Origin of the sequence: Geotalea uraniireducens Rf4 (genome assembly GCF_000016745.1) — a bacterium.
Classification (GTDB): domain Bacteria; phylum Desulfobacterota; class Desulfuromonadia; order Geobacterales; family Geobacteraceae; genus Geotalea; species Geotalea uraniireducens.
This window is the reverse complement of the sequence record NC_009483.1, coordinates 2,837,759-2,857,562: the sequence shown is the minus strand read 5'-3', so window position 1 is coordinate 2,857,562 and position 19,804 is coordinate 2,837,759. Positions and strand designations below refer to the sequence as shown.

Sequence of the window (19,804 nt, the reverse complement as noted above, 5' to 3'; positions counted from 1 at the left end):
TATTCTGAATTACTTTTTGAGGTGTGCTGTTTCGACTCGCTGTTCTTCTTCGCTGAGAGAGAGCGATAAGGCTTTCTTTATGACATTTGTGGCCAGGACGACGTTAGTGGTGGATTTGGAGACTTTGCCGCCAATTATGGCTCTGCCTTCCCATATCTTGGCATTGTTGCGCGACCAATCGATTTTTTCCAGGGCTTTCAGTCGTTTTTTCCAGTCGTTTGGATGGCTGTGCAGAAGAGCATTTCCCGCCTTGCCGATGGCCTGGAGCGCAATTCCATGGGAGTGGATAAATCCTTCCCTCACCTCACTGGCAGGAAGTTTCCCCTCGCGCACTTGCTCCCACATAGGGAAATGCTTGGCTGTCTCCTCCCAAAATGTGCGGGCAAGATCTGCGTCTTCTATCAGATTGCCAGTAGCTAAGCCGTTAACAAGATCGGCACAGGCGTTGTAAAATGCGGAGAGTGTGAAGAGTTTTCGGGCGCGGGGGGCGAGAGAGGATTTCTCCATGTCCACCAGGTCACGGAAGATTTCCGATTTCATGATAACCATTTTTGCCAAGCGGGCCTTGTCGTTGCGGTGGTCGTACAGCAGGCCCAGCGAGCGGCTCGGACGGATGGCGTAGCGATTGAGGTCGGCAAACATCTGCTGGCAGCGCTCCAGGCCTATGTCTAGGAAAAAGACTACGGCGATTGTTTCGTGTTCCAGTTCGGGTCGTTGCTTCAGTGCCTCGATAATAGCGGCCCGGCGGTGCTGGCCATCGTTGATGATGAAATGGGCATCCATTGGGACGCGGAGCAGACCGAGTTTATCCTGGCCGGGGAGCGGCTCAAACAGGACGTCGGAATCGATTGAAACGGTGAGGGCAGAAAAAACATAATCATCCGGGTTGTCGATGATATACTCGGCGATTTCCGGTATGCGCGCCTTGTTGAGGATTCGCTGGGCGCGTAGTTCCGGAGGGAGTTCATCTTCATTGAATATCGAAATTTGCCTCATCATCCGGAGTGTCCACATGGCAACGTAATATTCGCGATGGGCCTGTAGTCCGCGAATAACTGGGAATGAAAGGGTAGAGTTCGTATCCATTATACGTCCTTATAGGGGGATAAGCTTGACTGTTGTAAGAAAAAAGTTTGTTAAAAGTATGCAGGTAGTTTATACTGAAATCAGATTTGTATGTCAATATAAAATAACAAATTAACATACATGGGGAATTTTATGGGAACTATCTATCTGGATTGCAATGCTACCACCCCCCTGGATGCTGAGGTTCGAGAGGTAATGCTCCGTTACCTGACAGAGGACTTCGGCAATGAGGGGAGCCGTACCCACGAATTCGGCGCACGGGCTAAACAGGCGGTGCAGAAAGCGCGGGATCAGGTAGCCGCTGTAGTTTCAGCCAAGCGTGACGAGGTGATTTTTACCAGCGGCGCGACGGAGAGCAACAACCTTGCAATTCTCGGTTTACGGGCTGCGGGAGAGGAGCAGGGGAAGAAACACGTTATCACCACGGCCATTGAACACAAGGCCGTGCTGGAGCCATGCGATGCCCTTGAACGGGCTGGTTTTGCAGTAACACGAGTGCCTGTTGGCGCTGGTGGTGTGGTGGAACTGGAAGCGATAAAAGCTGCTCTACGGCCGGATACACTGCTGGTTTCAGTCATGCAGACGAATAATGAAACCGGTATCCGCCAGCCATTGGATGATATTGCCGAAATACTAAAGAATCATCCTGCCTACTTCCACACCGATGCGGCGCAGGGTTTTGGTAAGGATTTAGAGCTACTACGTAATCTACGGATCGATCTCATCAGTATCAGCGGACATAAAATTTATGCACCAAAGGGAATCGGCGCCTTAGTCATGCGGAGGCGTGGCTATGAGCGCATACTACTGCAACCACTCGTCTATGGTGGGGGGCAGGAGCGTGGCCTGCGGCCGGGAACATTGCCGGTAGCACTGATAGCTGCCCTTGGAACGGCAGCCGAGATTGCTGTGCGTGATAACGAAAAACGGAGAGAAGCCTGCCGGTGCATGCGGGAAAATGCGTTGAAGGCCTTATCACCTCTTGAACCGAAATTGACTGGCGAGCAGTCCTTGGCGATGGATCATGTTCTTAACCTGGCCTTTCCCGGTCTTGATTCTGAAGCCCTGATAGTTGCCCTGAAGGATTTGATTGCGATCTCCAACGGCTCGGCGTGCACATCGAGTAATTATACACCAAGTCATGTGTTGAAGGCGATGGGTATGAGCGATGACGAAGCGAATGCCTGCGTCCGCCTCAGCTGGTGTCATATGACAACGGAGATTGATTGGGATGCCGTGGCTTGTAGAATATCTTCGCTGAGATAGTTGATTTGAGGTGTTAAACTGCTGGTGAACAGGGTGAGGGAGTTGGAAACTGCGATTATCGCCGCTTTTTGTAGTCACGGAGGTTCCACGCGACAATCCCCCCCTTGCTTTTCATTCAGCCTCTTTCCTCGGCAAAAAAAGAAGCGGGGCAGTATCATCCTATGGCCCAGCTGGGTGCGGGGTCAGGCTTCCAGTGCGGCCGGGCAAGGTCGCGTAATCTAGCGGGTGCGAATCCCGCCCCGGAAGGTTGGCCAGCCACCGGGTAGCGAGTCCTTGGAGGTTGCAGAGTGGCGCGGGGTCAGGGATGAGTTGAAACGAAGAATGAATGCAGACCAGCAGTATCGCCTTCCCCTTCTCCCGCTTCGATCGGGAACCGTTCTGGGAACTGGTCCCCCAGCCGGGCACGACCATCACCCCGGCGATCATCAACAACACCTCATCCCTCACTTGTATGCTCAATTTCTGTTCTTGACAATCGCTGCTACAAGAGTTATTGACTTATTAAGTAGGTCATGTGACTTATTAAGTAGGTCATGTGACCTACATTAAAGTATAAAGGATCAGAGTTCATGATTGAGTAAATTGTCGGTTCCATCAACTGCGAGCGCGTTCTTACCTTTCTGAATGCCAGAGAGGAGGGGTATGCACGGGAAATAGCTACGTTCTACACCCCTACATTCTGACATTTATGGATTTGTGCAATGCTTCACTCATCATATTCACTTCGCCCTCTCGCTTTTTACCCTAACCCGTTGATTTCCCCTGTTAATCCTGTATAATGCCAGCAACCAACCTGCTATCACTAATCATGCATGGAGTTGTACATGATAAATCAAGCTCTTCTGGACAGGGCAACCGAACTGCTCAAGGATACTGCCCATCCGCAAAAAATCATCCTGTTTGGCTCTCATGCCCGGAAAGAAGCGCGCGAAGACAGTGATGTCGATATTCTCGTCATTGAAACTGAGGTGAAGGATCGCATTGCCGAGATGGTGCGCCTTAACCGGACATTGAGTCCGCTTCGCATTCCCGTCGATCTACTGGTGGTCAGCCAGGAGATGTTCGATTATTGGGCTGAAACTCCGGGCAATGTATATTACCAGGCAAATACAGAAGGGAAGGTAGTTTATGAGGCAGCATGAACAGGCTATGCTCCTGGCTAAAAAGGCTGCCGACGATGAGGCGCTCCTCGCCGAGATTCTCTCATCCAGTCATGTAAGCGATGAAATTTTCGGGTTTCATTGCCAGCAGGCTGCGGAAAAGCTTCTCAAGGCTTTGCTTTCCCAAGCTGGCATCGGCTATCCCAGAACCCATAACCTGCGCTTGCTCATGGACCTTCTGGCAGATTTCGGACAGCCGCTTCCTGCTGACCTGGCCGAGCTCGATATACTCACTCCTTACGGCACCCTGTTTCGCTACGAGGATCTGCCTGCCGAGGTCGAGCTCGACCGTGAAACGCTTTTCAAATTGGTCAGGTCACTCCACGAGTTCGTTGAGAAAAGACTTTCCTGAAAAAGACCGAATTTTCTCCTGCCTTTGCTGCGCCCGTGGGGAAGATTCCTTGCGCTCCGCATTCTTACTCATTATGCTCCGTTTCGTCGTCCACGAACACCACTACACCCACCTCCACTGGGACTTCCGCTTGGAATTCGCAGGAAGCGCCCTATAGGTAAAGAGAACGCCAAGAAACTTGCAAAAGCTCTCAACTGCGATTATCGCCGCTTTTTGTAGTCACGGAGGTTCCACGCGACAATCCCCCCTCGCTTTCATCCTATGGCCCGCTGGGTCGCCCTCTGTTAAATTGTTGCATAATAAACAAATTATGTGCAATAATATACCAAAAGGTTCAGGGAGGGCGCTCAAATGTTACAGACAAAAAGAGAACCTCAAGCGATAGATATCAATCTCCAGAGCCAAGAGGCCCGTGGAGAATTGGCAAAAATGATCATCAAATTATTCGATCTTTGGAATTTGACCACTGCTGACCAGTTGGAGCTTCTTGGCCTGAGCCCAAAGAGCCGTAGTCTCCTTGCCAAATACGCGAAGGGTGAGGCTCTTCCCGAAGGGCGGGATTCGCTCGACCGGGTAGGGTGGCTGCTGGCAATTCACAAAGCCTTGCGTTTGCTCTATCCTCAGAATCCCGAGATCCGCTACAGTTGGATAAATCGCCGAAACACGGCTTTCGACAATCTCACTCCATTGGCCGTAATGAAAGAGCAGGGGATCATCGGGCTTGCCAGGGTATCACGCTACCTTGACTATTACCGGGGCTTGTAGTGAGTTCTTCTCTATTTGCAAGAACCCGGGATTTGAACAGCGATGTTTATCGCAATATCGTTTCTTTGCGTGAATCCGTTGATCTCTTTGATGATCTCACACAAGGAAATACGCACTTGAGCGCTTTGGCGGCCCACGCCGAGATGCGGGTGAAGGAAGGGATTCCGTCAGGGTTAATCAACCGTGGTTTTCACTACACGACGGCGATTGATTATCCTTTCCAAAAAGAACCCTATTTAATCTCTCGCTACGGGAATGGGACCTTCGGCGTCTGGTATGGAGCTCTGGAGATGGAGACGACCCTCTACGAAACGGCCTACCACATGATGAAAGAAGAAGCCCGAGTAGAGGGGAATACAGGACTGATTGTCCGTGAACGGGCGGTTTACCTGGTCCGCGCTCGCGCTGTTCTCATAGACCTGGCAGGAAAGGAAAAGCGCTTTCCGGACCTCTTGTCCAACGACTACGGATTCACTCAACAGATAGCAGAGCGGCTGCAGAAAGAAGGCCATCCGGGGTTGCTTGCACCATCTGCACGCTACAGCGGGACAAACTTGGTAGCATTTAAGCCCTCGATACTGAGCGACCCCAGAATCAGTTGCTACCTCACCTACAGGTACGATTCTCAGACCAAATCTCTGGAAGTTGAAAGGCAGGAGGGGGAGATTGTTTTGAGGCATCAATTCCATTGACGGTGGGTGAAGTAATAAATATGATGACCGAGCAATAAAGACCAAGCCTTGCGCTGGATAAACGAAAGGAGAAGGAATATGCCGGTGATAACCATCGATATTGGTAACCTGGACAAAGAAAAAAAGGCAGGGCTCGTAAGGGAGCTGACGGCAAAGGCGAGCGAGGTGACGCAGATTCCTGCTGAGAAATTCATCGTTCTCATCAACGAGATGGAGCGGGATAACATCGGTGTCGGCGGGAAGCTGCTTTCTGAAATATTGTAGCTGTTGCCGGATTGTTCTGTGAAACGGATCAAAAACGTTCACGCGGATAACATTGTGCCTGCGCTGACCCGACCGACGCAGCCGCCTGTCCGCCGTACAACTCTGGAAGGCGGGAGGGGATATCGCTCGCTACATAATCACCAGCCCGTCAACAGTCAGCGTCCCGTTGCTGACGATCAGGCTGCCGTTCAGGGTAGTGTAGCCGCTAACGGTTGTGAAAAGCGTATCATAGCCACCTTGCAGGGCAACAGAAATATTACGGTCGCAGGTAAGGATTTCACTGTAGGGCGCTGCCGTAACCCTGATGACGCCGCCTGCCAACACGGCATTGTAGGCGGCCTGGATGGACGGAGAGGGGGGCACGTCGAGCGGCAGCAGGTTGAACGTAGCTGTCATGGTGAGCGGTGAATTCAGAATAATGAGGCAGGAATCCCCCATTGTCATGGGGCAACCGCTCCAGCCGGCAAAAGCAGAGCCTGCATCAACCACCGGCGAGAGGGTTATCGACGTGCCTTTGTCGAATGATTGGCTGCAGTAAGTACTGCAGCTCCCTCCGGTTGAATAGTTGACGGTACCAGTACCTATCACAGACAGGGTGAGTGGATAGGTCTGAATCACCCCGGTACCCGTTAATGGAACAGTGAGGTTCGGAGCTGTTACCGCGTTGGAGGCAACAACAAGATTCGTAGTCTTTGCACCGGAAAGTGCAGGTGTGAAGGTGACATTAACGGTACAACCCGTCCCGGCCTTGAGGGTCGGGGTCAGACTCGGGCAGCTGCCGGCAGCCACGCCGAACATGGCGCTGTCACCGCCGGAAGCGGTGATGGAGCTTACCGTGAGGTCCGCCAGGCCGGTATTGGTGAGGGTGAATCCCTGGGCCGGCGACGGAATGGCGACCGTGACGCTACCGAAATTAAATGATGCCGGTGAGATGGCAATCTCAGGGGCAGTGGTTATTTTGAAGACGCCGACTGCGGAGGTGCCCGCATAAACTGTGGTCGGGGCAGCCTTGCCTATGGCAATAGACTGGATCGTGGTACTGGTGAGGCCGGCGTTCACGGTACGCCAGTTGTCGCCACCATCGCTGCTCATAAAGACGCCGCCGGTTGTGGTGCCCGCATAGACTGTTGCCGGGGTCAGCGGGTCGATAACGAGCGTCTGAACAACCATATCGGTAAGGCCGGTATTGACGGCGCTCCAGCTCACGCCGCTGTTGACGCTCTTAAAGACGCCGCCGGTGGCTGTGCCCCCATAGATCGTTGCCGGGGTCAGCGGGTCTACAGCCAGAGAACGCATATCTCCAGCCGTGAGACTGCTGTTGGCGGCACTCCAACTCGTACCACCGTCAATACTCCTGAACACCCCGCCGGTAGCGGTACCAGCATAGACCGTTGTCGAGGTGACCGCATCCACGGCCAAGGCGCGGATATCGCTTGCCGTGAGGCCGCTGTTGACAGCACTCCAGCTTCCGCCACCGTTGACACTCTTAAATATCCCGCCGGTGGCTGTTCCAGCATAGACTGTTGCCGGAGTCAGCGGATCAACGGCCAGGGCGCGCACATCGCTGGCTGTAAGGCCGCTATTGGCTGAGCTCCAGTTCCCGCCGCCATCGACACTCTTGAAAACCCCGCCGGTGGTACTCCCCGCATAGAGCGTCGTCGGGGTAAGCGGATCAATGGCGAATGCACGCATATCGCTTGCCGTGAGACCCGTATTGGCGGCACTCCAACTCCCGCCAGCGTCAACGCTCTTGAAGATTCCTGCAGAAGTAGCCGCATAGATGGTGTCCGCGGTTAATGGGTCCACAGCCAGGGCGCGAACGTCTGCGCCAGCCGGGCCGATCCCCGTCCACTGATTGGTACCGGCATAGAGCGGAACTGCAGCGGTAAAACATGCAAAAATAAGCACCGCAAAGAACCATGGGCTGACCGTATTTTTTACGTAAGGTATCTGCATAATTACCATTCCCATGTTAGATCGTGTTTGCTCACAACAGTAACGTCAACACCGGACAACGAACTTTCATTATCTGTGCCAAAGCCGGGCGCTTACCATTCTCACTTCTTACCGATTGATATTGTCTGACGTTCGGCGTGCCGAACCTGTTACTAACTATGCAACTTAACTGTCAAATGTCAGGACATCGGTTACCCAAGCCTAACTCTAAAAAGTGTCAGGACATCGGTTACCCGACCCCCTGATTATGCATACTATTTCATGAGCTGAACTCTGTAGGCATTCTGTACTCAAAGCTTTGAACAAAGTCTTCACCCAGGTACACTTGCAGCGTGTGAATTTCCGTTACGATCATGGCTCGCACATATGAATAGACGAGGTCTTTTGAAACCTCAAATTTTTCGCCAAAGATGTTAAGTGTTCTATCGCTCCTGATAAATCTAATGAGCGAAATGGTGCCGTCCGGGAGAAAATCAAGTTTTGGCATCCTGGTATTTGGCCCCAGCGTCAAGGGCTTGAATTTGTCAGCTTCAATAACCTCCAGTGGCGTTTTCCCCTTGAGATAGCTGTAACGGTGATTCTTGTTGTGAAACTGCTGGAAATTCTTGCTTTGCCGCTTGAGCATGGAATAGCTTGTGAACCACTGGCGGCGAAAAAACTTTTTGTCATAGGTATCGTTGAAGCTCTCTATTACGCCATCGCGCCACGGTTCCGCAACAGGGATAAAAACAGGATGAACGCCGAAGTAGAGACATAGTCGCAGCACCAGACCAAGTGACCTCGGATAGCGGTTACTGCCACGGAAACTGAGTTCATTGTCCATTTGCAGGAAGTCGGGAAGCCCCATTGACTTCCAGCAGCGCAGCAAACCCTGTGCAATGTTGTCATCCTCCTTGGTGCGATTTGATTCGATGAAGACCCGATGGCTGTACAGATCAATCACATTCATCGAGTAAAATCTGCCGTCACTCTTGATGTAGCGGGGGCCAACAAGATCCATCTGATGGATGTTGTTGCAGCACAGGGCTTCGGTAAAGTACGGGTACTCGACCCCTTTGGGGGAATATCTCGTTTTTTTTAACGAGTCCTTCCCGCTTCAGGGTCCGGTTAATGGTGCTGTCAGAGCGAAACGGTAACCCCAGCTTATGCAGCTCCCACTTGATAGCGGAAACGCCAATCTGTGCAAATGGTGACGAGTCCAGGCGGTTTCTGGTGGAGACAATAATCTCCTTATCTACGATGCTGAGTTCAGACGGTCTTTTAAGTGGCGCTCTTGAGTGTTCCTTGTACCAGTCAGTCGCGCCAGATTGATACCGGTTCAACCACTTAAAAAACCACTTCTTGGAGCGATCAAGGCTTGTATAGACTGCCTTGGGTGATTCGCCTGCAAGATGGCGCTGGACTGCTTGTTTCCTGAGTTCTTCTTCCATGCGGATGTTCTCCCCTCAAGTTGAAATCACAGAGAACATTGTAGCTGATATTTCTAATGAAGGTAACCGATGTCTTGACACAAAAAAGGGCGTTAAGGGTAACCGATGTCTTGACACATCCGGGTAACCGATGTCCTGACACTTGTCACTTAACAATTAAATATCCAATTTTTGCGTGCAGTTTTCCAGCTGTTTTTCGTCTGCTGCCGCTGCAGGTTTATCTTATTTTTTAATAGCGGGAGATCCGCTGATAACGACATTTATAAAATGTGTCAGCGTTGTCCGGTTTGGTTTTTGCTTACGTCCCGTAGGGACAGAATACTGGTAGCCGGGGAATTCATTCCCCGGTCATCCAGGCGAAATATCATCACGTCACGTACGTGACGTGGGGAAATATAGCATCTCATCCGGGGGATGAATCCCCCGGCTACATTCGAACGCCCCTAATGGGGCTTAACAACCTTGATGCACAAACCAAACCGGACAACGCTGAAAATGTGTAGATGTTTCTTGTGCTTACCGAAGGGGCAAAAATAAAATATAATATGCAAGCCGGGCGCGGCACAATGCCCGGCGAGCTGGTAGAATATAAGGACAGGCAGTCTGATCTTCGACTGAAAGAGGAATAGCCATGGAACGCCCACTCGTTATCTATCACAGCACCTGCCCCGACGGATTTTCAGCTGCCTATGCGTTCTATGACCATTTCCGCCGGGGTGAGGAGTGCCCCTGCGATTTTGCGGCCGCTGTACACGGTGAGGAGCCGCCCGATGTGACCGGCCGCGATGTGCTGATCGTCGACTTCTCCTTCCGGCGGCCGGTACTGAAGGAGATGTGCCGGCGTGCCCGCACGGTGACTGTGATCGACCATCATGTCTCTGCCGAGATGGATCTTGCAGGGCTGGAACAGGAGCACGACAACCTGCGGCTGGTCTTCGACATGGACAAATCCGGTGCGGTGCTGGCATGGGAGTTCTGCCACGACACCCCGCCCCCCCGGCTGCTGCTCCACGTCCAGGACCGCGACCTGTGGCGCTTTACACTGGATGGGACCAACGACATCTATGCGGCGCTCATGTCCCGGCCGTTCGATTTTGCCACCTGGGAAAGGCTTTGCAGCAGCGCGGCGGCACTGGAGGAACTCGTGGCCGAGGGGCAGGCCATCAACCGTTACCGCCGGCGGATGATCGACCTGCACCTGGAAAAGGCGGTCATGACCACCATTGCCGGTTGCCGGGTGCCGGTGGTCAATGGCTACGAGGAGATCATGAGCGACCTGGTCGGCGAGCTGGCGGCAGGGCATCCCTTTGCGGCGGGCTACCAGGATCAGGGCACCCTGCGCAAATGGTCGCTGAGATCTGGCCCTGACGGGGCGGATGTGGCGGCGATCGCTGTGAGCTTCGGCGGAGGTGGTCACCGCCACGCGGCTGGTTTCACGACCCGTTTGCCCGATTCCCTGCTCCATGTATCTTGAGGTGGGGAAACGAATCAAAACCGTTGCACGCGGATAACTTCGGATCGGATCTGATTAAAGTCTGATTTCAAAACAGGTGTAAATGCTTTTTCCGATTTTCATCCGAATTTATCAGATTTTGATCCGTGTGAGACGATGGGGGGGTTATGTTCCATGGGGATTGTCCTGGGAAACGAATCAAAACCGCTGCACGCGGATAACTTCGGATAGAATCTGATTATAGTCTGATTTCAAAACAGGTGTAAATGCTTTATCCGATTTTCATCCGAATTTATCAGATTTTGATCCGCGTGAGGCGATGGGGGTTTTATGTTCCATGGGGATTGTCCTGGGAAACGAATCAAAAACCGTTGCACGCGGATAACATCGGATAGAATCTGATTAAACTCTGATTTTAAAACAGGTGTAAATGCATTATCCGATTTCTATCGGATTAAGGACAATGGAAGGCTATTACCAACACAACTTTAAAAGTATACGCCGATAAAAATATATTTAATAGCCTGTTTTTTTAACGCTCTTCGTCACCGTGAATGGGTAATGGTATAATGAGCATCCATTACATTACCCGGAGGTTTTACTGATTTATGCAACCTGAAGCTCTTTTTGGTGTAGCTCTTGGCATTGTCCCACCCTGGGAAGTTACGGAGGTTACCTTTTCTAAGGAATCAAATCGCCTTGATATAACCATCGACTTTCAGCGGGGAGCAACGTTTCCCTGCCCGGTCTGTGGTGCCCCTGCCCCTGCATATGACACCACAGAGAAGGAATGGCGACATCTGAACTTCTTCCAATATGAAGCATATATTCATGCCTGGGTGCCACGGGTTAACTGTCCTAACGAAGGCTGTGGCGTGAAGCAAATTCAGGTGCCATGGGCTCGTGCCGGATCAGGTTTTACTCTGTTGTTCGAAGCGCTGGTTATGACCATGGCGCGTGATCTGCCGGTGAATGTCATGGCCAGACTGTTCTCAGTTACCGATACCCGCTTATGGCGAATAATCAACGCCTACGTAGAAATGGCCCGAGCTAAAGAGGATTTTTCCGACGTCAAGCGTATCGGCATCGATGAAACCTCTGTTAAAAAAGGCCATGATTACGTCACCTTCTTCTTCGATCTTGATCAGAAGAAACTCCTGTTCGGAACCGAAGGCAAAGACAACGAGACCGTAAAGGACTTTGTTGCCGACCTCGCGAAGCATGGCGGCGATCCTGAGCAGATAACCGATGCGGCAATTGACATGTCAAAAGCCTTCATCAAGGGAGTCAAAGAGCAGTTACCCAACGCGGTCACGACCTTCGACAAGTTTCACCTCATCAAGTTGATGAATGAAGCGATGGGTAAAATCAGGGCCGAAGAGGCCCGACAGTTCCCGGAAATTCTCAAGAAGAGTCGGTTCCTGTTCCTCAAAAATCCAGAAAACTTGACGCCAGAAGACCAGGAACGACTGGATACCATAGTTGCCAACCAATGCCATAAAAGCGTCGAGGCATACACGCACAAGCTGAATCTGCAGAATGTCTACTTTGCCGAGAGTCGTCATGAAGCTGAGGCTCTCTTAACTCAATGGCACAAGAGCGCCAGTAAAAGTTCACTCTGGCTTATTAAAAAAATGTCCCGAACGGTAAATGAGCATTGGGATGGTATCTTGAGCCACTTTGACAGCGGTCTGACCACCGGCTTCCTGGAGGGGGTAAATAGCCTGATCCAGGCAGCAAAAGCAAGAGCCCGAGGGTATCGCAACCCTCGCAACATGATATCAATGGCCTACCTCATTGCAGGTAGGCTCAAGTTCAACAGGCTATATGCTCTACCCACTTGAAATGACGAAGAGCCTTTTTTAATATTTAAGTGCTAGATTTAAACCAGCTGGAAGGAATTAAATACTGCACAAGGAGGGCAATCCTATAGAAGATACTCCACCAGGCAGGTTAAATAAGTGAAAGTTGTAACGATCTGGAGGTAGCTGATCCGGAACAGACCTTGAAAAGGTATTCAGTTAAGTAAGAGTAAAAGAAGCCCATCGAACAATTGGTGGGCTTTTCATATTTAAAAGGATTTAATTTCATTTTATCAGGAACCCCACATAGTCTACTAAACATCAGCATTGTCCGGTTTGGTCTTTGCAAGGTTCTTTGAGAATGTAAAAAAGTTGTAAAATCAGCGTTATACCGCATTATTTGCTTGACTTTGAGTAAAAAAACGGTGGTCCGCACTCGTAACTATCCAATATTACAGGAGTTACGATATGCGACCGTTCAAACGACTGAAACAAAGACGAAAATCACGCGCTTTCAAATTGCTTCTTACCCCGATTTTTGAGAGATTCAAGTCAGATAATGAACTTGAATCCAGGGGGTATCGCCCGTTGCAAATGACTTTCGATGATCAGCTAAAAGCCCTGATCTTTTATCACTTGGAAGAGTTCTCTTCCGGGAGCGAACTTCTCCAGGCGCTGGATCAGGATGACTTCGCCAAGGAATGTGTTGCTCCCCCCAAGGGAATCAAAAAGAGCTCTTTCTTTGAGGCAATCAACAACCGTGGTCTTGAACAGCTTTCCGAGGTATTCGGGCATCTTGTCAAGCAAGCAGGCAGAGTGCTTCCCGATGAATATGCTCACCTTGGCAATCTGGTATCCATAGACGGTTCTTTGATAGATGCTGTTCTATCTATGGAATGGGCAGATTACCGAAGCGGCTCTAAGAAGGCCAAGGCCCATATCGGCTTCGATATCAACCGTGGTATTCCAAGGAAGATATTCCTGACCGACGGTAAAGAGGGTGAGCGCCCCTTTGTTGATAAGATCATCGACAAAGGCGAAACCGGTGTCATGGATCGTGGGTATCAGTCTCATAATCACTTTGACCAGTGGCAGGCCGCCGAGAAGTTTTTTGTCTGCCGTATCAGGGAGAATACACACAAAACCGTCATCAGAGAGAATGCCGTAAATCCTGACAGTATTGTCTTCTATGACCAGATAGTACTTCTCGGCACCAAAGGTATAAACCAGACTGAGAAAGAGCTGCGCCTTGTTGGTTACCGTATTGACGGCAAGGACTACTGGGTAGCAACCAACAGATACGACCTGACGGCTGAAGAAGTGGCCCAGGTTTATAAACTGCGCTGGAACATAGAGACCTTCTTCGGTTGGTGGAAACGCCACCTAAAGGTGTATCACCTGATTGCCAGAAGCGAATATGGTCTCATGGTTCAAATACTTGGTGGTCTCATCACCTATCTGCTGCTAGCCATCTATTGCCGTGAGCAGCACCAGGAGCCAGTCAGCATTAGCAGGGTACGAGAATTACGCAATCAGATTGCAAATGAAGCAGCAGCCGAACAGCAGAGCCGTCGCACAAGAATACAAGGTAACTCAAACAAAATTAGACAGTTGAAACGTAAGAAACGTCGTGCAAAAACCTAACCGGAAGTTACTGACTAAACATCTATCTTAATAACCCTTGCATTACCTTTTAGAGACCTTGGCTTATTTCTACAGTTTTAATTCTGAATCCGTCTTTATAGCGGTACCTGACGCAGAAGAGTTTATCGCCGAACTCCTCATACTGTTTTAAGGTACCCTTCTGTCCTGGTTTCAGAGATGCTTTGACTTTCCATTCTGATTGGTCTGTTATCATAATGACTCCTTAGTATGCTTCTTTCCGTCTCCTGATCGCTCAATGTTTGGCGTTCTAAGTATATAACGGCAAAGGTTAATTTCAAACAATCTTCTCTGGCCTTCCCTGACGCCTCCACCACTCCCGCCATGACAGCCAGGCGATCAAGGAAAGGAACGTGTCAGATACTTTCTTGATAACTTGATTAGAGCCTGCGTACTCAAACTTTCAAGTCACCCTAACTGTCTCCATCCATTCAGCGGCATCTCCCTGAAATCCAGATAAGTCGACAGCTAGTATTGACGAGAACTATCTTAGAGATATAATGATTTTTAATGTTATATCTACGATAGTTAATCTATATACCGAAAAAGCCAAACCTTTCGTGAGAGGGGGGCGGAAAGCAACGGGTCTTCAGATGAAGATGGCCGGGCTGCCGAAGGTTGTTCCTTTGGTTTGCTCGGCCTTTGTTTTTTTAAACGAGAATACGGCAAGCCAAGACTCTTGATACACAGCGCGAGTGCTGAAAGAGAAAACGAGTCGGGTTTACAATCGGGATGTGTTTAGATTTTAAAAACACAAAGGAGGACGTTATGGGAAAGATCTCACGTCGGGACATGTTGAAAATCTCCGGGTTAGGAATCGGAGCATGCATAGCGGGCAATGCTCTCGGGCAAGTGGCACTTGCATCCGGAGATACTAACGGCCAGCAGACATTAAACCAGAGCTTCCAGCCTGGAACAGCATTGGGGCCGGATGAGATGCGCATAACATTTTGTGGAACCTGGTATACACCCCGGATCAACCAGGCTTGCAACAGTATCTATGTCGAGGTGGGTGGCGGTGAAAACGGGAAGCCTTTGGACCAGTTCGTCTTTGACTGCGGATCAGGCGTTGTGGCCAAATATGTTGCTCTGGGGGTGCCATACAGCAGGATGGACAAGGTGTTTCTGACCCACTTGCACGGGGATCACATGAGCGATCTTACGACCATTTACTGTTTTGGCCCCGCGTCTGACCGCAAAAGCGCTCTCAATGTGTGGGGGCCGAGCGGAGATACGAAAAACGAAGGGACGTGGTTCTTCTGCAAGAAATTGCTGGAGATGGCTAAGTGGCATCGGGAGAGCTTCAGTTTCCTGCCTACCGGCTACAAAGGGGACGGTGATGGCTACGATTTAAAAGTCAAAGAGTTGCGCTACATGAAAAACCCGGGTATTGCCTATCACAAAAATGGTGTGAAAATCTCCCATTTTCCGGCCATACATGCACGGGATGGCTCCATTAGCTACAAGTTGGAGTGGAATGGGATCTCAATGGTATTTACCGGAGACACGAAGCCCAACAACTATGTGCTTGAGCATGCACAAGGGGTTGACATACTGATCCATGAGATGGCCGCTCCCGCCGACGTCTGGACAACCAAGGAGACAGGACTCAAACCAGGGGATGAAGGCTATTACAAGGTACTAGCGTTAAATGCAGAAGTAATTGAGAACTCCCACACCTTGCAATCAGCTTTCGGCTATATTATGAGCCAGACCCAGCCCAGGTTGGGAGTGGCCACACATTTCCCGAATGATCCGGATCTCATCGATCCAGCCTACGCTGATATTCGCTGCTTTTACGGTGGTGATGTTACCATCGCCACGGATCTGCTGGTAATCACTATCAACAAGGATAAGACGATTCAACAGGCCATGGCTGTCGTTCCGGATTATCCATGGTATAAAGGTGACCCACTCAAAGGAACACTGGCGCATCCCAAATATCATGGTCCACTAGCCCAGTTTAACAACACCCTTCTCGCAAATGTCATTCCGGCGGACCTTTACAGAGCATGTACTACGAAGAAGAGTTGATCACGTGTGACTATTTCGAATCTCGTTTCCCGCTCCAAGAAAATCAAAACTTCACGGTTTTAACGTGAAGTTTTTTTATTTTTAGGTAACAATAGGTACCGGAGCACCCATCGGAAACCACGGGGGACGCTCTTGTCTGTTTATCTATCTGCTGTAATCAAGTTTACAACTTGCCCTGATAATCTGTTTTTATTTCATAATTTATCCTACATGCTTTATAAATCAGTCTATTCGCGTTAAAGTACGAACAAATTTATGCTAGTTCGAAGTAGCTGACCAATATGGCAACTGAAAGAAAACTCAACTGCGCGAAGGCATGCTTAGCGGTCCTGCTTGCGATTTACGGCTTCATCTGCGCCCGAAGCTTCGAGGACGGAAGTTTTCTCGACCGGGTTGACCTGATAGTCCACGAGGCCGGTCACCTTCTGTTCGGATACTTTGGCGAGTTCATTATGGTCATCGGCGGGACAGTTGGGCAACTCCTCGTGCCTGCCACTAACCACCCTTTCCACTAGCAGGAATGGTGTTTGTAAGCTCCTGTAGGGGCGCGGCCTTGGCCCGCCCGTCTTTGGGTGTCCGCCTTTGAGGTGTCTTTGTTTCGGATTTTAAAATCAATCAAAACAGGGTGGGGCAAGCCCGCGCCCCTACGATAAAAGGGGAAGGAAGTCTGAAGGGGAGGGCGCCGGGTCGTCCCCACAACAATGAAGCAACGAAAGGAGTTAACCATGACAGAAATGGACAAGGCGCTGGAGACCCTGCGCCAGGATATGAACGACGCCAAGAGCCAATCGAAGTTTTATGATCTTTTCCTCAATAGCACGTTTTTCGTCCCGACCCTGAACGAGCAGGACGCGATTGAAGCAGGCGAAGGTGGTGCGGAAGGGCAGGTGCTGCCGCTGGTGATCGAGTCGGAGGGAAACGACTACCTGATGCTCTTCGACAGCGAAGAGCGTGTGCAAGCCTGGGCGCAGGCCAAGGTGGACAGCGTCGAGGTGCCGGGGCATGTGCTCGCCGCCACGACGCAGCCGCCACTGCGCTGGGCGCTGAATGTGGGCACCCCCTACTCAAAGCAGTTTCTCCCCGATGAGATTGCCTGGCTCAGGGAAGTGGTAGAGCGCTGTAACGCCGAAGCGGACAAAGTGACGGAAGAGGAAAGAGAATAAACTTACTTTTTCGGGAGATTCAGTTTGGGCTCGGATTTAATGGAAATACTGGTGGAGTTCGGCGGCGGTCGCGGCGGCGGGCCGGGCGATGTAGCGGTTCGTTTCCTGTTGCCGACCGCATTCTGGGGAAAAGAGAGAAGCTGATTCAACGGAGTATTCGGCTTTCAAAATAGTGGACAAAGTGCGCGGGTCACAGTAAACTAAACTGGACTAAGCTAATGGAGGTGCGACAATGGCGGTCGTCAACACGCATGAGGCGAAAACAAACCTCTCCCGTCTCCTTGACGAGATCCAGGAGGGGGAAGAGGTCGTCATTGCCAGGGGGAATAAACCTATGGCGCGGCTCGTTCCCTATAGCGCGAAGAGGCCCGTCCGCAGGCCCGGCTATCTGAAGGGGAAAATCAGGGTTGCCGATGACTTCGACTCGCCTCTCCCCGATGACGTTCTCGATGCCTTCGAGGCTGGCGCATGAGAATCCTGCTCGATACCCATATCTACCTCTGGTGGCTCGATGACTCCCCCCAACTTTCTATGGCTGCCCGGACCATGATCCAAGAGGCTGAAACCGTCTACATCAGCTCGGCAACGCTCTGGGAGGCCGTCATCAAGATCGGGCTCGGCAAGCTTGAAGCCGACCCCGCCGAGCTAGTGGCCGGTATACGCGCGAGCGGCTTCGAGCCTCTGCCGATAACCCCCGAACACGCCCTTGCTCTCCCCGGGCTTGCCAATCATCACAAAGATCCCTTCGACCGTATGCTGATCGCGCAAGCCATCTCCGAACCGCTCCGCCTGGTCACGATGGACGGGGTTCTGTCGGCATACTCCGAGCTTGTCATCCAGGTCTGATCGCTGAAACCAGCAACTGAAGGGTTAAATGCTACTTTCAATTTAGTTCGATTGAACCTCTTTCCTGCGGTAAAAACCATCGCATCCCGGCCACGGTTCGAAGAAAGCTGACGACGGCCCGGCAAGACGCTCTTTCTTGCCCACCATGAGAACCCCTCCTGGCCTGAGGGCCTGCCACAGGCGGAGCGTCGCGGCAAGGAGCCGCTCGCCCCGGTAGTAGGTGAATGCCAGGTAGCGGCAGAGTACAAGGTCCATTCCGAACGGAAGCGGATCGCTCATCACGTTCCGTCGTTCGAGTCTCACCAGCCCCTTCACTTCACCGGCAAGACTCCAGAGCCCCTTTTCCCGTATAAAGAAACGCGCACGAGCATCGGGCGGAACTTCGCGCAGAGAACTACTGTAGTAACGCGCGGCGCCGGCGCGCTCAAGGCTCGCCTCGTCGATATCACTGGCAATAATCTCGATTGCGCTCCCCGGATGAAAGGGGGCGATGCTCTCCAGCCAGACCATCGCCAGCGTGTATGGCTCCTCCCCGCCGCAACAGCCGGCGCTCCAGGCCCGGAGGACATCCGCGTCCGTTTTCGCTGCAAGGAGTGCGGGGATGACCTTGTCGGCAAGGGTCGACCACTGTTCCCGCTCGCGGAAGAAACGGCTCACCGTGACCCGCATCAGGTCGGCAAGCCCTGACGTCTCCTCCGGGTCTGAGCGGAGGAGGTCGAGGTAGGCATCGAAACCGTCGAGACCGAGCTCCTTCATGCGGAGTTCGACCCTGTGGCGGGCCGACCGACGCCGGTACTTGCGCCATACAAGCTCCTCAAGCAGGGCTGCTTCCTGGAGAAACCGGTCAAAGGTCACCGCCTCGTCTCCCCCCTCCGCTGACATCCCGTCCCGTCACGCGGTCAGGGCACGCTAACCTTACTGCCACAGACGGTACACTCCCAGCCGTATTCATTTTCCGGTGGGTAGCCAAAATACTCCACGCCACTCCATACTGCCCATACGAAGGTCCGCTCTTCTTCGCAGACAGAACAGTACAGGGACGTCTTCTCGCCCAGTTTTTCGTCATCTGCATCCGTCATGGTGGCCACCTCCCGGCGTTCTCGTCCACGTTACCCGTTGTTGATATTATAACCAGTTGATTAAACTTTTCTACCTGTCTTTATCTGCTGAATTTTTAAGATATAATTTAGTTTCCAAGCGTCGATGGGGGAGGGATGACATGAACCTTGCGTCACTGTGCACGCTGCTACTCGTACTTCTGTTTCCCTGCATTACCAAAGCCCTCGAACTGACAGAGAAGGACGGCGGCAGGAGCGTTTCTGTCCTTGTCGGGGAGACCATCTCTATCACCCTGGACGGCAACCCGACCACCGGGTATACGTGGGAGCTTGCCGATGTCGATCGAATAGTGCTGATGCCCGATCCCGAGCCGACCTTTGTGCTTGATTCTTCACTCATCGGTGCCGGCGGGCGGTACACCTTCCGCGTTTTTGCACTCAAACCGGGAACGTCAGCCGTGAAGTTGGTCTACCGCCGCTCCTGGGAAAAGGAGGTCCCGCCGCTGCGAGGTTTCGACCTGACGGTGACGGTTCTTACTGAAGCACGCATAACGACTGCCACCTATCGTTCCGCGGATGGGAAAACGGCAACAGCTTCCTATGACCTCGACCGGAACCTGGTGACCGTTACCCTGCCGGATGGGCGTCGTGTGACCCTGCCTGCCGCGCCATCCGCTTCAGGCGCACGCTACAGCGACGGCAGGGAGACCTTCTGGGAACACCAGGGTAGCGGCAGGTTCTTCACGGGGGAGACGCTGATTTTTGAGGGGACGGTGTCTGACCGGGAGCGGACTGCACCCCAGCCGTGAACGTCG

General features: G+C 51.8%; 23 protein-coding genes and 1 riboswitch. Of the genes, 16 read left to right on the top strand and 7 right to left on the bottom strand.

Annotation, left to right across the window (positions count from 1 at the left end; translation table 11 throughout):
• Positions 1-9: 9 nt before the first annotated feature.
• Positions 10-1,086 (bottom strand): DNA sulfur modification protein DndB, encoded by a 1,077-nt coding sequence (gene dndB, locus GURA_RS12580; RefSeq protein ID WP_011939339.1) that lies wholly within the window; start codon positions 1,084-1,086, stop codon positions 10-12.
• A gap of 132 nt (positions 1,087-1,218) precedes the next feature.
• Here dndB and dndA point away from each other — a divergent pair, with 132 nt between their 5' ends.
• From dndA to dmpI, 7 genes are all read left to right on the top strand, one after another.
• Positions 1,219-2,352, top strand: a complete 1,134-nt coding sequence (gene dndA, locus GURA_RS12575) for a cysteine desulfurase DndA (protein WP_011939338.1) — start codon at positions 1,219-1,221, stop codon at positions 2,350-2,352.
• A 325-nt stretch (positions 2,353-2,677) separates the two neighbouring features.
• The gene (locus tag GURA_RS24320) at positions 2,678-2,824 is read left to right on the top strand and encodes a hypothetical protein (RefSeq protein WP_232278908.1); all 147 of its coding nucleotides are present in this window, start codon (positions 2,678-2,680) and stop codon (positions 2,822-2,824) included.
• A gap of 352 nt (positions 2,825-3,176) precedes the next feature.
• Complete coding sequence (locus GURA_RS12570; protein ID WP_011939337.1) at positions 3,177-3,494, top strand: nucleotidyltransferase domain-containing protein; 318 nt, start codon at positions 3,177-3,179, stop codon at positions 3,492-3,494.
• Positions 3,481-3,864: a HEPN domain-containing protein gene (locus GURA_RS12565; protein WP_041245436.1), complete on the top strand. Its 384-nt coding sequence runs from the start codon at positions 3,481-3,483 to the stop codon at positions 3,862-3,864. The genes GURA_RS12570 and GURA_RS12565 overlap by 14 nt, the downstream gene beginning before the upstream one ends.
• A 351-nt stretch (positions 3,865-4,215) precedes the next feature.
• Positions 4,216-4,629, top strand: coding sequence for an MbcA/ParS/Xre antitoxin family protein (locus GURA_RS12560; RefSeq protein WP_011939335.1), 414 nt, complete (start codon positions 4,216-4,218; stop codon positions 4,627-4,629).
• Between the two features lie 116 nt (positions 4,630-4,745).
• Positions 4,746-5,321 (top strand): RES family NAD+ phosphorylase, encoded by a 576-nt coding sequence (locus GURA_RS12555; RefSeq protein WP_232278906.1) that lies wholly within the window; start codon positions 4,746-4,748, stop codon positions 5,319-5,321.
• Between the two features lie 78 nt (positions 5,322-5,399).
• Entirely contained in the window at positions 5,400-5,585 is a 186-nt protein-coding gene (gene dmpI / locus GURA_RS12550) for a 4-oxalocrotonate tautomerase DmpI (RefSeq protein WP_011939333.1), read from the top strand.
• A 129-nt stretch (positions 5,586-5,714) separates the two neighbouring features.
• Here dmpI and GURA_RS22875 read toward each other — a convergent pair whose 3' ends face one another.
• The 3 genes from GURA_RS22875 to GURA_RS12535 form a co-directional block, all read right to left on the bottom strand.
• Complete coding sequence (locus GURA_RS22875; protein ID WP_011939332.1) at positions 5,715-7,541, bottom strand: choice-of-anchor D domain-containing protein; 1,827 nt, start codon at positions 7,539-7,541, stop codon at positions 5,715-5,717.
• Between the two features lie 259 nt (positions 7,542-7,800).
• Complete coding sequence (locus GURA_RS12540) at positions 7,801-8,490, bottom strand: integrase core domain-containing protein (RefSeq protein WP_041245374.1); 690 nt, start codon at positions 8,488-8,490, stop codon at positions 7,801-7,803.
• Between the two features lie 16 nt (positions 8,491-8,506).
• Positions 8,507-8,971: a helix-turn-helix domain-containing protein gene (locus tag GURA_RS12535; protein WP_041245373.1), complete on the bottom strand. Its 465-nt coding sequence runs from the start codon at positions 8,969-8,971 to the stop codon at positions 8,507-8,509.
• A gap of 631 nt (positions 8,972-9,602) precedes the next feature.
• Between GURA_RS12535 and GURA_RS12530 the strand changes: the two genes are divergently transcribed.
• The 3 genes from GURA_RS12530 to GURA_RS12520 all read left to right on the top strand — a co-directional run bounded on the left by GURA_RS12530 (position 9,603) and on the right by GURA_RS12520 (position 13,870).
• The gene (locus GURA_RS12530) at positions 9,603-10,445 is read left to right on the top strand and encodes a hypothetical protein (RefSeq protein WP_011939331.1); all 843 of its coding nucleotides are present in this window, start codon (positions 9,603-9,605) and stop codon (positions 10,443-10,445) included.
• A 587-nt stretch (positions 10,446-11,032) separates the two neighbouring features.
• Positions 11,033-12,268 (top strand): ISL3 family transposase, encoded by a 1,236-nt coding sequence (locus GURA_RS12525; protein ID WP_011939330.1) that lies wholly within the window; start codon positions 11,033-11,035, stop codon positions 12,266-12,268.
• A 426-nt stretch (positions 12,269-12,694) separates the two neighbouring features.
• On the top strand, positions 12,695-13,870 hold the full coding sequence (locus GURA_RS12520) for an IS4-like element ISGur4 family transposase (RefSeq protein ID WP_011937084.1): 1,176 nt from the start codon (positions 12,695-12,697) through the stop codon (positions 13,868-13,870).
• A gap of 49 nt (positions 13,871-13,919) precedes the next feature.
• Here the strand turns inward: GURA_RS12520 and GURA_RS24665 are convergent, their stop codons facing one another.
• Positions 13,920-14,084: a hypothetical protein gene (locus GURA_RS24665; RefSeq protein WP_011939329.1), complete on the bottom strand. Its 165-nt coding sequence runs from the start codon at positions 14,082-14,084 to the stop codon at positions 13,920-13,922.
• Positions 14,085-14,426: 342 nt separating this feature from the next.
• Positions 14,427-14,504: riboswitch (cyclic di-GMP riboswitch) on the top strand.
• A 152-nt stretch (positions 14,505-14,656) separates the two neighbouring features.
• Between GURA_RS24665 and gntH the strand changes: the two genes are divergently transcribed.
• The 5 genes from gntH (at position 14,657) to GURA_RS12495 (ending at position 17,931) form a co-directional block, all read left to right on the top strand.
• Positions 14,657-15,922 (top strand): guanitoxin biosynthesis MBL fold metallo-hydrolase GntH, encoded by a 1,266-nt coding sequence (gene gntH / locus GURA_RS12515; RefSeq protein WP_011939328.1) that lies wholly within the window; start codon positions 14,657-14,659, stop codon positions 15,920-15,922.
• 281 nt (positions 15,923-16,203) lie between these two features.
• Positions 16,204-16,437 carry a hypothetical protein gene (locus GURA_RS24315; protein WP_011939327.1) on the top strand — a complete coding sequence of 78 codons (234 nt, stop codon included), beginning with the start codon at positions 16,204-16,206 and terminating at the stop codon, positions 16,435-16,437.
• Between the two features lie 210 nt (positions 16,438-16,647).
• Complete coding sequence (locus GURA_RS12505) at positions 16,648-17,085, top strand: SseB family protein (RefSeq protein WP_011939326.1); 438 nt, start codon at positions 16,648-16,650, stop codon at positions 17,083-17,085.
• 232 nt (positions 17,086-17,317) lie between these two features.
• The gene (locus GURA_RS12500) at positions 17,318-17,557 is read left to right on the top strand and encodes a type II toxin-antitoxin system Phd/YefM family antitoxin (protein ID WP_011939325.1); all 240 of its coding nucleotides are present in this window, start codon (positions 17,318-17,320) and stop codon (positions 17,555-17,557) included.
• Positions 17,554-17,931 (top strand): type II toxin-antitoxin system VapC family toxin, encoded by a 378-nt coding sequence (locus GURA_RS12495; RefSeq protein WP_011939324.1) that lies wholly within the window; start codon positions 17,554-17,556, stop codon positions 17,929-17,931. Before GURA_RS12500 ends, GURA_RS12495 begins: the two co-directional genes overlap by 4 nt.
• A gap of 42 nt (positions 17,932-17,973) precedes the next feature.
• On the opposite strand, the gene GURA_RS12490 is transcribed toward GURA_RS12495, so the two are convergent.
• Both GURA_RS12490 and GURA_RS12485 read right to left on the bottom strand, forming a co-directional pair.
• Positions 17,974-18,813 (bottom strand): CheR family methyltransferase, encoded by an 840-nt coding sequence (locus GURA_RS12490; protein ID WP_011939323.1) that lies wholly within the window; start codon positions 18,811-18,813, stop codon positions 17,974-17,976.
• Between the two features lie 17 nt (positions 18,814-18,830).
• Complete coding sequence (locus GURA_RS12485; RefSeq protein WP_041245434.1) at positions 18,831-19,010, bottom strand: hypothetical protein; 180 nt, start codon at positions 19,008-19,010, stop codon at positions 18,831-18,833.
• A 140-nt stretch (positions 19,011-19,150) separates the two neighbouring features.
• Here GURA_RS12485 and GURA_RS22870 point away from each other — a divergent pair, with 140 nt between their 5' ends.
• Positions 19,151-19,798 (top strand): protease inhibitor I42 family protein, encoded by a 648-nt coding sequence (locus GURA_RS22870; protein ID WP_011939322.1) that lies wholly within the window; start codon positions 19,151-19,153, stop codon positions 19,796-19,798.
• Positions 19,799-19,804 lie beyond the last annotated feature (6 nt).

What these genes read in the sequence shown, in the direction of transcription:
- dndB (WP_011939339.1), bottom strand. Translation starts at nt 1,086, where the DNA reads ATGGATACGAACTCTACCCTTTCATTCCCAGTTATTCGCGGACTACAG.
- dndA (WP_011939338.1), top strand. Translation starts at nt 1,219, where the DNA reads ATGGGAACTATCTATCTGGATTGCAATGCTACCACCCCCCTGGATGCT.
- GURA_RS24320 (WP_232278908.1), top strand. Translation starts at nt 2,678, where the DNA reads ATGCAGACCAGCAGTATCGCCTTCCCCTTCTCCCGCTTCGATCGGGAA.
- GURA_RS12570 (WP_011939337.1), top strand. Translation starts at nt 3,177, where the DNA reads ATGATAAATCAAGCTCTTCTGGACAGGGCAACCGAACTGCTCAAGGAT.
- GURA_RS12565 (WP_041245436.1), top strand. Translation starts at nt 3,481, where the DNA reads ATGAGGCAGCATGAACAGGCTATGCTCCTGGCTAAAAAGGCTGCCGAC.
- GURA_RS12560 (WP_011939335.1), top strand. Translation starts at nt 4,216, where the DNA reads ATGTTACAGACAAAAAGAGAACCTCAAGCGATAGATATCAATCTCCAG.
- dmpI (WP_011939333.1), top strand. Translation starts at nt 5,400, where the DNA reads ATGCCGGTGATAACCATCGATATTGGTAACCTGGACAAAGAAAAAAAG.
- GURA_RS22875 (WP_011939332.1), bottom strand. Translation starts at nt 7,541, where the DNA reads ATGCAGATACCTTACGTAAAAAATACGGTCAGCCCATGGTTCTTTGCG.
- GURA_RS12540 (WP_041245374.1), bottom strand. Translation starts at nt 8,490, where the DNA reads ATGAATGTGATTGATCTGTACAGCCATCGGGTCTTCATCGAATCAAAT.
- GURA_RS12535 (WP_041245373.1), bottom strand. Translation starts at nt 8,971, where the DNA reads ATGGAAGAAGAACTCAGGAAACAAGCAGTCCAGCGCCATCTTGCAGGC.
- GURA_RS12530 (WP_011939331.1), top strand. Translation starts at nt 9,603, where the DNA reads ATGGAACGCCCACTCGTTATCTATCACAGCACCTGCCCCGACGGATTT.
- GURA_RS12525 (WP_011939330.1), top strand. Translation starts at nt 11,033, where the DNA reads ATGCAACCTGAAGCTCTTTTTGGTGTAGCTCTTGGCATTGTCCCACCC.
- GURA_RS12520 (WP_011937084.1), top strand. Translation starts at nt 12,695, where the DNA reads ATGCGACCGTTCAAACGACTGAAACAAAGACGAAAATCACGCGCTTTC.
- GURA_RS24665 (WP_011939329.1), bottom strand. Translation starts at nt 14,084, where the DNA reads ATGATAACAGACCAATCAGAATGGAAAGTCAAAGCATCTCTGAAACCA.
- gntH (WP_011939328.1), top strand. Translation starts at nt 14,657, where the DNA reads ATGGGAAAGATCTCACGTCGGGACATGTTGAAAATCTCCGGGTTAGGA.
- GURA_RS24315 (WP_011939327.1), top strand. Translation starts at nt 16,204, where the DNA reads ATGGCAACTGAAAGAAAACTCAACTGCGCGAAGGCATGCTTAGCGGTC.
- GURA_RS12505 (WP_011939326.1), top strand. Translation starts at nt 16,648, where the DNA reads ATGACAGAAATGGACAAGGCGCTGGAGACCCTGCGCCAGGATATGAAC.
- GURA_RS12500 (WP_011939325.1), top strand. Translation starts at nt 17,318, where the DNA reads ATGGCGGTCGTCAACACGCATGAGGCGAAAACAAACCTCTCCCGTCTC.
- GURA_RS12495 (WP_011939324.1), top strand. Translation starts at nt 17,554, where the DNA reads ATGAGAATCCTGCTCGATACCCATATCTACCTCTGGTGGCTCGATGAC.
- GURA_RS12490 (WP_011939323.1), bottom strand. Translation starts at nt 18,813, where the DNA reads ATGTCAGCGGAGGGGGGAGACGAGGCGGTGACCTTTGACCGGTTTCTC.
- GURA_RS12485 (WP_041245434.1), bottom strand. Translation starts at nt 19,010, where the DNA reads ATGACGGATGCAGATGACGAAAAACTGGGCGAGAAGACGTCCCTGTAC.
- GURA_RS22870 (WP_011939322.1), top strand. Translation starts at nt 19,151, where the DNA reads ATGAACCTTGCGTCACTGTGCACGCTGCTACTCGTACTTCTGTTTCCC.